The sequence below is a fragment of the Chitinophaga sp. MM2321 genome, assembly GCF_964033635.1.
Lineage (GTDB): Bacteria > Bacteroidota > Bacteroidia > Chitinophagales > Chitinophagaceae > Chitinophaga.
Map to the genome: position 1 here is coordinate 4,440,741 of NZ_OZ035533.1, position 15,084 is coordinate 4,455,824.

Here is a 15,084-nt window from a genome sequence, read left to right on the forward strand (position 1 = left end):
TTTACGAATTTTTTGATTTACGAATGTAGGAATTTAAAATGCAGCGAGGACTTTCGCATAAATCTCCGCTGCATTTTAAATTCCTACATTCGTAAATCAAAAAATCCGTAAATAACTATATTCCCTCTATTTGTTGCACCGTCGAAAAGATCATATCCTCCACGCCTGCTACCTTCACGCCTATACGTGCAAATACATAGTGCTGCGCAGGCGTAATATCCGGTACATCCACCTGCAAACTCACAGCGGCAGGATTGGTAATATCTGCACCGGCTATACTGGCCGATTTGAGGGTGGTTCTGCCATCTACAAACTGTGTTTTGCCGATATATAAATATACCCGTTCAATATCTTTGGCATTTATGTCTGTGATGATTTTTTCTACGGCGCAGGTAGCCGTGATTGTTTTACCTGCAGCTGCAAATTTGGGTGTTCTGATCATGTAGTAAGGCATCACTTCAATGTCCATGGTCTGACTACCGGTGAGATGCAGCAGCATGGTATCCGTGTTGGTTGTTTTATCCGGAACGGACCTGAAAGGCCCCTGCGATGCGGGGATCACCAGTTTATAGCTGGCATCGAACAACAGCGCGGAGAAGTTACCTTCCTGGGTAATGCTGACAGTGATCGGTGTATTTTTACCCCAGCCGGGTTCCCATAATTCAAAATACACATCGTTATAGCTGACATTGATAGGCTCGCCTTTGTAAACAAGCCTGCCCTGGAAGCTGGAGCCGGGTGCCTGGTAATTATCCTTTTTGCAGGAAATGCACAGGATACCCAACACCATGCATAAGATATAATGAATATTGCTCTTCATGTTAAATCACTTTACTGGTTAGGATTTTTTACAATTTTCGGGTTGTTATTCCTGATCTCATCACTGATCCAGGAATAGTAATTGCCCAGCCGGAATTTATGTGCAGAAGTAACTGCACCCGGCAGCAGTTGACGGAAAACATATTTACCATCATTCGCATTGCCCGGATCATAAATTTTATACGGCCATAAAGCAAATACGCGGGTACTTACTTCCCTGGCTACACCGGGATGTTGCGTGAGGTCAGCCGCATCGCCATTCCATACGATGTGGGCCAGGCGCCAGCGTTTCATATCCCAGAATTCGTGTCCTTCAAAGGCCAGTTCCACTTTTCTTTCATGTACGATCCTGTCGAAAGTGATATCTGCCGCGGTGAGTGCCGTGAGGAAACCGGCCCTGGCACGCACCTCGTTGAGATAGGTGGCTGCGGGTCCTTTCTGTCCCAGTTCAAAGGCTGCCTCAGCTGCGTTGAGCAATACTTCGCCGAAACGATAACGGATCCACCACACTTCACTCTGCGTACCAATACGCCCTGATCCGATAGCCGGGTCCAGGTACTTCCTGACAAGGAAACCCGATTGCGCGCTGAACTCCAGGTTGTCAATGGGCCCATCGAAACCCACTACCTGCACATCCGGCCCGTTGGGGGTGAGCTTTGCCTGGCCGCCGAAATTTGCAGCTGTAACAATACTGCCGTCCTTGCGGATATAACCCGCCCAGATATCCACCCGCTTGCCTTTAAACTCTGTACCCGGCAATATAACGGTACCGGCTAAACGCGCATCCCTTCCTTCAAAAAGATCTGTAGGTTTATCGTAATAAATATAGGCGCCACCTGCATCCTTAATTTTATAGGGGGCAAAAGAATTATCCAGTAACTCAAACGACTGTACGAGATTCAGCGAAGGATTCAACCTGCCGCCCTGCTGCTCTTCTGCAGAAGAACGGGGCTGACTCCATAACGTCCACGGCTGTATTTTTCCGCTCTGCAATTTGAAGTCCTTTGCAAAAATAACTTCCGGGTTCCCTCCTTTGTCGATAAACAGGCTGGAGAAGTTATCTGACAAATTATCAGGCTTCTTCAGATACAGGGAGTAGCCCCCCAATGAAATAACATCCTGTGCTGCTTTCAATGCGGTAGTGTAGTAGCCAACAGCAGCGGAAGCAGGGATACCCACTTCACCACCCGGCAGCGACACCTGTGGGGTGGTGGCGCCATACTTCGCAATGGAACCTGCATACAACGCTGCACGCGCCTTCATGGCCAGCGCCAGGCCGGTAGTAGCCCTCGATTTGTTGTTCGGATCATTGGGCAACAATGTTTTGATGCTATCCATTTCACTGATCACAAAATCGTAGACTTCAGATTCTTTTGCCCGTGCATGCTGGAGATAAGCAGGATCACCGGCATAATCATATTCCAGCGGCTCCAGGATCAGCGGCACACCACCCAGCCTTTTTACTTCTTCAAAATAAACGGAGGCCCGCAGAAAACGTGCTTCTGCTACAAATCTCGACTTCACTTCTTCTTTAAGTTCTGTAGCCGCGCTGCATTTCTGGATAAAAAGATTCAACTCGCGGATATAAGCGTAATCCCAATAAGTTACATCTACATTATTACCATTCACCCGGGCAACCATACCAGGAAACAGGTAATCATATTCCTGGTTCTTATGCCGCCAGTATTGTCCCGCTTCCGATGCAAAAGCTTCATCAAAACGCGCAAACTCTGCCCAGTTGTCGATGGTTTGTGCAACCACAGACGGCACTCCCAAAGCAGGATCTGTTTGCCTGTCAGGATAACGGTCGTACAGATCGGCCAGCACAGAGAGGACCAGCCCCTCATTTTTCCAGATCTGATCATTCACGAGTATATCCGTAGGTGGCTGGTTTAAAAATTCTTTATCCTTGTTGCATCCCGCATTTAATGCGAGCAACGCCACCAGTATATATAAGAAACTTTGTTTCATGACGCAATCATTTAAAACTTAAAAAGTAAGGTTGAAGCCTACATTCACCAGTTTGTTCTGCGGATACTGCAACCCGTTCTCATCAGCGATTTCCGGCTCTATACCCAGGGCTTTCACGTTGTCAATAGAAAAGAGGTTGTAAGTATTTAAATACACCCGGATCTTTTTGATCTTCACCCTGTCGAGAACAGACTGCGGAATGGTATAGCCAATCTCCATGGTCCTCAGTCGCACGTAGTGCACATTGGTTAGCCAGAAAGTAGATGCTTTGTTATAGTTACTATGTCCGCCATCGTTGAAACGCAGTGCAGGATATTTGCCGGGAATCCATTTGCTGTTTACATCAAAAGGATCTTCGCGGTGCCAGCGGTCATCATAAAACTGTTTCAGCAGGTTACCACCATTCTGAAAAGGCCATCTCATTTCCCAGTTCTGATTGTAGGAATAGAGAGAACCACCGGAGAAGTCGGCCGAGAAGTCAATGCCTTTCCACCTTACGCCCAGGTTGAGCCCAAAGTTTACCGTTGGGTTGCCGCTTGTCTGATAACCGATTGGTCTTTCATCATACCCATTGATCACCCCATCTCCATTCACATCTTTATAAATAATATCTCCTGGTAAGAGCGTTTTATTTCCCTGCCCATCTACATTTACGGGATACTTGTTAATTTCTTCCTGCGACTGGAACTGGCCAACAGCCTCATATCCCCAGTAAATATTACTCCACCTGTCTTCACCTGAATTGCGGTAATAATCGAGTGAATTACCCCATACCGGTTTGTAGGAAGAAATAAACCTGCTCCTGGAATAGGATACATTACCACCTACTACAAAGTCCACCTTGCCGGCCTTCCCGGTATAGGCTGCGGAAAATTCACCGCCCACCTGCTGATCGCTGTTTACATTTTCCTGTGGTAATCCGTAACCGATTTCGTTAGGCACCAATACATCATATTTGCTGCCGCGTAACCCGGAACGTTTACGTTTGAAATAATCCAGCGATCCGTACACCTTACCATTCCACAACTGGTAATCCAGCCCGATATCAGTGATCTTACTGGTAAACCATGACAAGCGGTCGTTTGGTACGCCCTTATCGCGCGAACCTTTGATCACCTGTCCATCCAGGATCACTGTGGAAGTAGCGTACGTATAGCCGGGCAGGTAGTCGTAAGCGCCGATACCAATATCATCATCCCCCAGTTCACCATAAGAGGCGCGCAGTTTCAATTCACTCAGCAAGCTGTTACCACCCAGCCATGCTTTGAAGAAAGGTTCTTCTGTCATTCTCCAGCCCGCAGATACAGAGGGGAAAAAGCCCCATCTTTTATCCGGTGCAAATTTCCAGGAGCCGTCGTAACGACCGGCTGCTTCCAGGAAATATTTATCTGCATAGTTATAGTTTAAACGGCCGATATAGCCTAAGCGCGCTTCTGTCCAGTCTTTATCATTATAGGTATCCATGTCGGCAAACTGTAACAGGGGCAATACATTGTTTTTGGGAACAGCGTGCACCCACACATCCAGCTCCCGGCGTTTGATCCTTTCGGATACAAACGTTGCACCGATGGTATGTTTACCAAAAGTATTGTTGTAGTTGACCTGTCCCTGCAATACATTTTCCAGCACTTTATGGGTGCCGCGTTCCCGCCATGGGTTAGAGCTGCCGCCGGTACGTTCATAGGAGCTGTCTGCCGGATGGAAAGTATACGTATCGTACGTGTATTCGTGCCCGTTCATCAGCCTGTCGGCATAGTAATACGAATACATCCCTTTCAGGGTGAGTCCTTTAATGGGTGTTTCGTAGGTAGCGTTGAAGTTGGTTTGCAGTACGCGCCAGTCTTCCGTCCAGTAGCCGGAGATCGCTTTGCTTTGTACGGCCCAGTTTTCTGTATTATGACCTATATCATTGGGATACGCCGGGTTATCATTGGCATATGCGTGTTCGGTAGGTCTGTTACGGAAGAGTGCAAAGCGGGGCGCCCAATAGTCGTCCCCACCGGGCACGCCGGGGTTATCCCGCTCTTCGATACGGCCATTGAGCTGCACGCCTACCTTCAGGCGTTTGGCTACTTTTGCATCCACATTACTCTGGAAGTTGGTGCGGTTAAAATCAAATTCCCGCCCTAATACCGACTTCTGATCAAGACGGGTAACAGAGAGATAGTAGTTGATATTTTCTGTACCGCCGGTCGCATTTACGTTGATAGAATGTTGCGGCGCATTTTTTTTGATGATGAAGTCGTACCAGTCGAAACTCTTGTAACCCGGTTCTGTACCGGCTTTCCACTTATCCAGTTCTTCGCGGGTAATATCCGTTTTAGGATTCTGTGCATTCATTTCAGCATCCGCTTTGCCGAGCATCCACTCATAGGCGTTTACTGTTTTGGGAAACCTGGACCAGTTCTGCCATCCCGTATAGGCGTCTACGTTAATGGAATTACCGCTGCCGGCTTTTCCTCTTTTGGTGGTTACTACCACTACCCCGTTGGCTGCTCTTACACCGTAAATGGCTGCTGATGCATCTTTCAGCACAGTGATCGTTTCAATGTCATTGGGGGAGATATTATTAAACTGTCCGGCATCCTTTTGAATACCATCAATCACATACAATGGATTTCCGAGATTACGGATCTGTATGTTGGCACCGGCGCCGGGGCGGCCATCCGGCATCCGGAAAGTAACACCGGGAATTTTACCAGCGAGGGTGGCACTTACGGTAGACGCATGCACCCGCTCCAGGTCTTTACTGGTAACGGCGGAGATGGCGCCGGTAACAGATTCCTTTTTCTGTGTACCATAGCCTATTACGATCACTTCGCCCAATCCTTTGCTGTCGGTTACCAGTTGTACATCCACCACCGCTTTTCCGGCAACGGGTACTTCCTGTTTTATAAATCCGACATAAGTAAATACCAGTACCGCGTTGTTATCGGGTACGGTCAGCGAATAAGCGCCTTTACCATCGGTGGCGGTACCCCTGGAAGTACCTTTTATGCTTACACTAACACCCAGGAGGGCATTACCCTGGTCATCCGTCACTTTACCGGTAATAGTGAGGTCTAACGGGGCAGCATGTGCATAGGACAACATACTGGCCATGAGCATGCCGATAAGCATGACCCTCCGGATCAATCCGGGAATTTGCAGTTTTGTTTTCATAACAAGGATTTGATGGTGATTTTGGTTGCCGCCTTGCGGTCTTTTATATCCTATCTAACCACGGGGAACGCTACTATCCTGACTTTTGTACAACCATATGGCACAAGTGTTATTATTTCTTCTTTGTCATCAACGGCGCCTTTGTAAATACCGTTCCTGTCTGTTACCGGCTGAGGTGCTACATCCTCTACGATCTTCCATCCGGGAATCTTTTTTGCGGTGGTGGTGATCGCGATGGGTGCATGATCCAGGTTCCATACAAACTGATCTGACACCGGTTTTACTTTTGTTACAGTCAGATATTGCGCGGGTGCTTTGATTGCTTTTTCCAGCAGCCCGTAATTCCAGTCGCCTCTGGGAAATACGCTGTAATAATCGCCTTCTGCTTCATCACGTCCTTTCTCCCATTGCTCTGCTAACTTCAACGCATATACGAGCGGGCCTCTTTCTACCGTGCGGGAGTTGCGGCCCCAATTGGAAGTACGTACTTCCATGGGCAGTTGCAACGTGAGCTGGTCGTTGTGGTCCCAGGTCCTGTCTATTGTAATAATGCGGCCACCTTTTTCTTTCCGGAGTGGTTGCCCGTTAAGCGATACAGTGGCTTCTGTACACCATTCAGGGATACGCAGCTCCAAAGGAAAGGCGACGGATTTTTTTGTACTGATATTAAAATGGATCTGTTCATCAAACGGATAAGCCGTTACTTCCTGAATTGTGATCTCCGTATTGTTTTTACCCACTTTGGCAGTGATTTCATTGGGACTGTAGGTGAGTGCAGCCAGCCCATTATTGCGGGTGCCATACCAGAGGTGTGTGGTGAATTTCGTCCAGCCCTGGTGCATATTGGCCGTACAGCAGGTGTAACCGCTGCGTAGTCCGAATACGTTATTCATCTGCCGGTCAAAAGGAAGTGAAAAATTAAATACGCCTCTCTTTACCTGTACCTGGTTGGCTATCTGAAAGTACTGTTTGGCATTGTAATCGTCTGTTGTTTGTGTAGGCAATGCGTTGAAGGTCATACGCTCCAATGCCTCCATGTAGCGCGGATCGCCGGTTATGCTGATGATTTCTTCCAGCGAAAACATAGACTCTACGATGGCGCATAGTTCTGTTCCCTGCGTAGGTCCGTTACCGTGAAGATCTTCATCAGCAGAAAAAATACCCATTGGCAGGCCGTGCAATGTCATCAGGTCGTGGAAGCCTGTTTGCAGGGAGTCGAGGTATCTTTTATTTTTTGTGCGCTGATAGTTCAGCGCCGGATCTTTCAATGCCATGGCTACGTTCACGCCATGACGCCGCATCCAGTGCTCGTCGTTTTGCTGTGCCGCCGCTTCCATCACCCAACTGCGGTTACCCAGCCAGGTGGTCCAGGGGAATGCCTGTCCCTCGATCAGCGCCGCCAGCTCTAATAATTTATCGTCTTTAATGATACGGTACAACCATTGTACTACCAGCACATTTTCTGAACCCCGTGAAGTAGCCCATTCCGTCCACTTGCCCAGCGGACAGGTTTTTAACACCTGCCGCTGATAATTGAAATATCGCGTCATGAAGGGAATTACGCGGACATCGTGGGTAGCAGTGTAATACTGCTGCAATACTTTTAGCATCACCATTTTTGGCCACCAGTCTTCTCCCTGATCGCTGTTACTAACGTCAATGGATATATTTTTCTCCCGCTCTGCTTTTGTCAGCGGACCAAAATAACCCGATGGCCGTTGGTGGTCCAGCGTCCAGTTGATATACTGTAATACTTTATCTGTAAGGGTTTTGTCCTGCAACAGGTAGGCCAGCGGCACGGCGCCATCCAGCCAGTAAGGGGTTTCTTCCCAACCATCTCCCTTACCTCCCAGCCAGCCGTTATCTTTTTTTATTTTGTCATGTACCTCATCAAGATGACCGGTAGTACCGTCGCGCATGAGCTGCAACTGGTGCAGCAACCAGCCCTTTGGCTTTACCGCGCCCAGTGCAAGCTCGCTGTACACGGGCATTACAAAGGAAGTGGTATCGAGGCCGGCCACCGGCGAATGAGCTGCATCCGCCGGTGTGAAGCCAGCCATGATGGATGACAGGGTTAAAAAAAGTAAGGGCTTCCGGAGCATGTTGTTATTTTTTTATGTTGACCAATGCCGGATTATATAGTTTCTGATGTACCTGTTTCAGTTTTTCCAGTTCCATCTTCTGCACTTTTCTGTCGTAGGTCATCAATCCGTTTATTTCTACTTCCACATCAGTGGTCTGCGTATACACGGCGGCTGATAACCCTTGTTTGATAAGACTTTCCAGTCTGTCCATAAAACCGGCGTAGCGGTTAAACAGGTCGTTGGCGTTCTTAAAACTCTGGTATCCCCAGTTATTTTTCTGTTGCCATACATGTCCCTCTACCGGTAATCCCAGGCCGCCAAATTCGCCCAGTACAATAGCGCGTTTATCGCCAAAAACAGCCGGATCAGGCATCGCAGGTTCGGGGTAGTTATGCAGATCGATGATCGGTCCTACCGGGTAGAAGTTGCCACCACTGGCAGTATTCACCAAACGGGAAGGATCTTTTTTCATCGTCCATTCCGCTATTTCCACTGTTTTAAATTGTCCCCAGGCTTCGTTGAAAGGTGTCCATACCACAATAGACGGGAAGTTGTACAGGGTATTGATGATAGCATCCCATTCTTTCCTATAGTAGGCTTCTGATTCAGCAGAACGATTTTGATCTGTACCACGACCAATGATACCCGGACGTTGTTCCCAGCCATTACCCAGGTCGCCGCTCGGCATATCCTGCCATACGAGCATACCTAACTGATCGCAGTAGTAATACCAGCGGGCAGGTTCTACTTTAATATGTTTTCTGATCATATTAAAGCCCATGGCTTTGGTTTGTGCAATATCAAATTTCAGTGCTTCATCTGTTGGCGCGGTGTACAAGCCGTCAGGCCACCAGCCCTGATCCAGCGGGCCGTACTGAAACACAAATTCATTATTCAGCAACATGCGCTGGATACCATTGGCATCTTTACCGATGGATGATTTACGCATCGCGAAATAGCTCTGTACCTCGTCAATGGTTTTGCCTTTGCGGGTTACAGACAAGCGCAGGTCGTACAGGAAAGGATGAGTAGGTGACCACAATTTCGGTGAAGCAATTTTCAGTACGGCAGCTTCCCCGCTGATCTGACCTTCTGCTACTTTAGTAGCGCCATCCCAGGCGGAAACATTTACCTGGTCGCCCGCTTGCAGGTTTTGAACATCCGCGGCTACGGTGATCGTTTGCTGATCAATATCAGGTGTTTGCTTTGTACCCGCAATATAAGTAGCCGCCACTGCTTCTACCCATACGGTTTGCCAGATACCGGTAACGGGTGTGTACCAGATGCCTTCCGGTTTTTTTACCTGCTTGCCTCTTGGCTGCGGACCTTCATCTGTAGGGTCCCACACACGTACAACGATCTCCTGTTTGCCTTTTTTCAGGAGCGGCGTAATATCAAAAGAAAACGGATCAAAACCGCCCTCGTGGGTGCCTGCTTCTTTTCCGTTTACATATACGGTTGTTTTCCAGTCTACCGCACCAAAGTGCAGGAGGATCTTTTTACTTTTCATACCGGCCGGCAAAGTAATGCTTGTATTATACCACAGCACACTGTCCTTCCCTACTGTTCTTCCAACGCCGGATAATGCAGATTCAATGGCAAAAGGTACCAGGATCTTCCCTTCATAAGTGGTCGGGGTGCTTTCATTTTTTGCTTTGACAGCATAATTCCAAAGTCCGTTGAGGTTTTTCCAGTTGGCCCTCACGAGCTGTGGACGCGGGTATTCAGGTAATGTCTCCGCTGGTGAAACTTTTTCACTCCAGGGAGTTGTAATTTTTCCTGCTACAATTTTCCAGTCGCCCTGTGCTTGCGCAACGTTGAGTCCACATCCAAACATCAAGGCAAATAATAAGTGCTTTTTTATCATGGTCTGTTTTTGAAATACAATTTTTGGTCTGATCAATATTTTTTATTCCCCACCGGGCTTCCTGATCTGTTCTCCTATTTTCACTGGTTCGCCAAAATCTGGGCTGCCATCGGCTTTCCAGGTAAATGGTTGCATGCGTGGATTTCTTAATCCGCCACAACCCTGTCCTGCTTTGGAGTTGGCGTGATAGATGATCCAGTCTTCCTGGCCATCTGCCGATTTAAAGAAACCATTATGACCGGGTGCATAGGCGCCGTTTTCCGGTTTAGCGGTGAGCACCGGCAAAGGCGATTTGTGCCAGTCGGCAGCTTTCAGCGGATCACCGTTTTTCTTCAGCTGCATGATCCCCAGCGCATAATCTTCTGACCAGCAGCCACTCGCAGAGAAGATGAGGAAGATATCATTTTTAGCGTTCTTTAATATTTCAGGGCCTTCATTGATGCCGTTCTTTTCCCAACTGTAGGTGGGTGCGGCAATCTCTACACGTGCGGTGGCTAGTGTCCACGGATTTTTCAGCTGTGCAATATAGAGACGTTGTACAACATCTTTCCCGTTATGCCCACTCCAGATAAAATAGTGCCGGTCCTTATATGCCAGGATAGTGCCGTCAATGGCGAAGTAGTCGGCAGCGGGATCTTTTAGTTGTCCTTTGCTTTCCCAGGTGCCGGTGGTAGGATCGGCAGCGGTATTTTCCAATACAAAGGTGTGTTGCGGGTGGATGCTGTCTGAAGATCCTGCGGTGTAATAGAGATACCATTTGCCATCGAGGCGGTGCAGCTCCGGCGCCCAGATATCACGCGCATCGGGGCCTTTGGCCGGTGGTGTCCATAAAACAATGGCTGGCGCCTTATCCAGTTCCGACATAGCGCGTGTTTTACGGATCGTAATATTATGTCCCGTGGTATGCAGGTAATAATATACCCCATCCTGTTGGATCACCCAGGGATCAGGTCCACCGGGCAGCAACGGATTGGTGAAGGTGCCGGTGGTATCCGGTCCTCCTGCACGGCAAGCGCCGCCCATCAGCAGTAATAGTAACAATGAAAGTAGTCGGCTACATTTCATAACATGGATCTTTTTTTTATTTAAGCGTAAAAATAACGCTTAAAACAATACTCCAAAGAAAGAGAATCCTGCTATAGGTAGTACGCTCAATTGTCTCATTCTTTCCTTATTTTGTCTCAATATTATTCATCGCCGGATGATTATCTTTGGCATAACCAGCAACACCATCTTGCCAATACGCCACATTATTTCCTGCTTATTATTCGTACTGATTGTTCACCAGACACTTTACAGTCAGTCACCCGGCTTCGTTCACTACCAGGTAGAGAACGGGCTGTCCAACAATACGGTTATCTGTACCATGCAGGACAAGCAGGGCTTTATGTGGTTTGGCACCAAAGACGGTCTGAACCGGTTTGATGGCTATACCTTCCGCGTATTCCGGCATGACCCGGAAGACACCAGCAGCCTGGGCAATAATTTTATCTGGAGTCTTTATGAAGATGATCATGGTATGCTCTACGTTGGCACAGACAAGGGCCTCTATCTGTACAACCCTGCGAGTGAACAGTTCCGCCCAATAGGCCCTAAAGCCGACCTGGAAATACGGGCTATTGATAAAGATGCAGCAGGCAATATCTGGTTTATTTCCGGCATACAGTTGTACCGCTACAACCCGCAAACAAATAGTCTTCATTCGCCTGCCGGCTACCCCAATGCCTCAGCAATATGCCGTACCCCGGCGGGAAAAATATGGCTGTCATCTCCCGAAGGGAAAATAGCAGTATATGATCGGGCAAAAGACAGCTTTACCAGTTATTCCCTGTTTGATCATTCCAATAAACCAGCCGCCTACTGGACAACAAAAATCCTGGCCACCAGTGAAGACACTCTTCTGGTGGGCACTACAGACCAGGGCGTAAAATTATTCAGTGCAAAAACCTATACGTATACAGACATCCTGCCCTACAACAGCGATAAAACGGAGATCTACGCCCGTGATCTGCTCCAACGTTCGGCAGATGAATATTGGATTGCCTCCGAAACCGGCATCTTCATCTATCACCTCTCTACCGGAAAATTTACAAACCTGCAAAAGAAATACAACGATCCCTATGCCATCTCTGACAACGCTGTATACAGTCTCTTCAAGGATAAAGAAGGCGGCATATGGGCAGGTACTTACTTTGGTGGTATCAACTATTTCCCGCAACAGTATGCGCCTTTCGAAAAGTTTTTCCCCAAAACCGGCGAAAACGCGCTGGGCGGCAATGCGGTAAGAGAAATCTGTCCGGATAAATATGGGCAGCTATGGATAGGAACAGAAGACGGCGGGCTTAATAAATTATCGCTGAGTACCGGTAACATCACCAACATAAAACCGCAAGGCAAGCAAAACAGCTTATCCCATACCAACATCCACGGACTACTGGTAACCGGCGACACCCTGTGGATAGGTACTTTCGAGCATGGCCTGGATCTGATGCATATCCCTTCCGGTAAATTCCTGCGGCACTATGCAGCCGGTAATGGCAAGTATGATATGCGCAGCAACTTTGTATACAGCATTATACAAACCCATACCGGGCAGGTGCTGCTTTGCACTTCGAGGGGGCTTTACCGTTATAACCGGCAACAGGATGGTTTTGACCTGGTACAGGAAGTACCATCGTATATTTTTTATACCACTGTTTTTGAAGATAGCCGGGGCACCATCTGGCTCGGCACCATCCGCGATGGATTGTATTATTATCATCCGGAAACAGGTAAAAAAGGACTTTACCTGCATGACGAAAACAACATCCGCAGCCTGGGCAACAACCACGTAAACCGCGTATTTGAAGATAGCCGTCATCGTATATGGGCTGGCACTGAAGATGGCTTATGTCTCCTGAATGAGCAGCAGCGCGACTTTACACGTTATACCACCCGCAATGGTTTACTCAGTAATATGATATTTGGTATGCTGGAAGATGATAAACAACATCTCTGGATAACCACTTCCAAAGGACTGGCCTGTCTTTCACCGGAAACGGGTAAAACAAAAGTATACACCAAAGCCAGCGGCCTACTCAATGATCAGTTTAATTATAACTCCGCTTACAAAGACAGCAGCGGCAATATGTACTTCGGTAGTGTGAGAGGGATGATCCGGTTTAACCCGGATAAATTTCTTCCCGACAATTTCATGCCACCCATATACATTACCGGTTTCCAGGTATTCAACAATCCGCTGCATGTGGGCGGTACGCTGAAGAAAGCCATTAATGTTACCGACACCATTGTGTTGACGCATGATCAGTCTTCTTTTAGTATCGACTTCGCTGCACTCAGTTATACCGCGCCTGAAATGACGGAATACGCGTACAAAATGGAAGGACTGGATAAAGACTGGACACACCTGGAAACAAATCGCAAAGCCTTCTTCACAAAATTATCTCCCGGCACTTATCACTTTATGGTGAAAGCTGCCAACAGCAGCGGCAACTGGAGTATTCACCCGCGCCTGCTCACTATCAGGATCCTGCCGCCATTCTGGGCCAGCTACCCGGCATATGCGCTCTATCTTATTTTATGCGGCGGCATTATTTACCTGCTCATCAGCAGCTATCACCGCCGGGCAGAACAAAAACATAAACGCAGCATGGAATTACTGGAACATGAAAAAGAAAAAGAAATTTATGAGGCCAAGATAGAATTCTTTACCAACGTAGCGCATGAAATACGTACGCCGCTTACCCTCATTAAAGGCCCTATGGAAAAGGTGATCCGGAAATCCGAAGCCGTACCGGATATCCAAAAGAACCTCCGCATCATGGAACGGAATACCAACCGGTTGCTGGACCTCACCAACCAGTTACTTGATTTCAGGAAAACAGAAATCAACGGCTATCGCCTCAATTTTGTAAAGACCAACATCCCCGATCTGCTGAAAGAAAACCACCTGCGTTTCATACCGGCAGCGGAACAAAAAGAAATCCGTTTTAAAATAGAATTATCCAGCCTGCATTTCTTCGCGTATGTAGACATGGAAGCATTGCATAAAATACTGAGTAACCTGATCAACAATGCCATCAAATACGCAGACAGTTGTGTATACATTCAACTGTTGCCGGTAGCGGAAACAGATACCACCTTTACCATCCAGGTAAAAAATGACGGACATATTATTCCGCCGGAGATAGCAGAAAAAATCTTCGAACCCTTTTACCGGGGCAAGGCCGCAGAAAGCCAGCCGGGTACAGGTATCGGGCTGGCCATCGCCAGATCGCTCACGATCCTGCACAAAGGAAAGCTGGTGCTTATCAGATCAGACAACAACCTGAATACTTTCGTTCTTACTTTACCGGTACACCAGGAAATAGAATTTAATTTAAGTAAATGGAAAAAAATACAGCCATCGTGAAACCACTGATCCTGCTGGTAGATGACAACGAAGATATCCTGTCATTCATTGCAGATGACCTGGAAGATAAATACAAAGTGATGACGGCATGCAATGGCGCCACTGCGCTGGAGGCCTTGCGTGAAGCGCCGGTACAGTTGGTAGTCAGCGATGTGATGATGCCCGTTATGGATGGTTTTGAACTATGCCGCATCATTAAATCAGAACCGGCCTACAGCCATATTCCCGTAGTATTACTGACCGCGCGCAACACACTACAATCCAAAATAGAAGGGCTGGAACTGGGCGCTGATGCCTATATCGAAAAACCATTTTCACCGGAACACTTACAGGTACAAATCGCCAATCTTCTCTCCAACCGTAATAAAATAAAAGAATTTTTCGCCAGCTCACCCCTGGTACACCTCCGCAGCATGGCCGGCTCCCGCGCAGATGAACAGTTCCTCGAAAAGTTGAATGAGGTAATCACCCAACACCTCACAGACATCAATCTCGACGTGGAACAACTCGCGGACAAAATGAATATGAGCCGTCCTACTTTTTACCGGAAAATAAAAGTCATCTCCGATCTTACTCCGCATGAACTTATTAACATTGCCCGCTTAAAAAAAGCCGCTACTCTTTTGGCAACAGGCCACTACAAGATCAATGAAGTAGCAGAGATGACAGGCTTTGCCTCTCCATCCAATTTCGGCAGGAATTTTCAGAAACAGTTTGGCATGCTGCCATCGGAATATGTAACGCGGAATCATCCCGATTGATCCTCTTTT

The 15,084-nt window shown here is 47.7% G+C and carries 8 protein-coding genes; 2 read left to right on the top strand and 6 right to left on the bottom strand.

The genetic code is table 11. From position 1 onward, the window contains the following. Window positions 1-115: 115 nt before the first annotated feature. Genes ABQ275_RS17130 through ABQ275_RS17155 form a run of 6 tightly spaced genes read right to left on the bottom strand, consistent with a single transcriptional unit; the run spans window position 116 to window position 10,968 of the window. The gene (locus ABQ275_RS17130) at window positions 116-820 is read right to left on the bottom strand and encodes a DUF3823 domain-containing protein (RefSeq protein ID WP_349314373.1); all 705 of its coding nucleotides are present in this window, start codon (window positions 818-820) and stop codon (window positions 116-118) included. 11 nt (window positions 821-831) lie between these two features. Beyond that, window positions 832-2,790 (bottom strand): RagB/SusD family nutrient uptake outer membrane protein, encoded by a 1,959-nt coding sequence (locus tag ABQ275_RS17135; protein WP_349314374.1) that lies wholly within the window; start codon window positions 2,788-2,790, stop codon window positions 832-834. A gap of 18 nt (window positions 2,791-2,808) precedes the next feature. Next, window positions 2,809-5,952, bottom strand: a complete 3,144-nt coding sequence (locus ABQ275_RS17140; protein WP_349314375.1) for a TonB-dependent receptor — start codon at window positions 5,950-5,952, stop codon at window positions 2,809-2,811. Between the two features lie 50 nt (window positions 5,953-6,002). Further along, a complete protein-coding gene (locus ABQ275_RS17145) occupies window positions 6,003-8,054 on the bottom strand; it encodes a beta-L-arabinofuranosidase domain-containing protein (RefSeq protein ID WP_349314376.1) in 2,052 nt (683 codons plus the stop codon). A gap of 4 nt (window positions 8,055-8,058) precedes the next feature. Then, the gene (locus ABQ275_RS17150) at window positions 8,059-9,903 is read right to left on the bottom strand and encodes a sugar-binding domain-containing protein (RefSeq protein WP_349314377.1); all 1,845 of its coding nucleotides are present in this window, start codon (window positions 9,901-9,903) and stop codon (window positions 8,059-8,061) included. A gap of 42 nt (window positions 9,904-9,945) precedes the next feature. After that, a complete protein-coding gene (locus ABQ275_RS17155) occupies window positions 9,946-10,968 on the bottom strand; it encodes a glycoside hydrolase family 43 protein (RefSeq protein ID WP_349314378.1) in 1,023 nt (340 codons plus the stop codon). A gap of 136 nt (window positions 10,969-11,104) precedes the next feature. On the opposite strand from ABQ275_RS17155, the gene ABQ275_RS17160 reads away from it, so the two are divergent. After that, complete coding sequence (locus ABQ275_RS17160) at window positions 11,105-14,314, top strand: two-component regulator propeller domain-containing protein (protein ID WP_349314379.1); 3,210 nt, start codon at window positions 11,105-11,107, stop codon at window positions 14,312-14,314. Further along, complete coding sequence (locus ABQ275_RS17165; protein ID WP_349314380.1) at window positions 14,290-15,075, top strand: response regulator; 786 nt, start codon at window positions 14,290-14,292, stop codon at window positions 15,073-15,075. Before ABQ275_RS17160 ends, ABQ275_RS17165 begins: the two co-directional genes overlap by 25 nt. The last annotated feature ends 9 nt before the right edge of the window (window positions 15,076-15,084 follow it).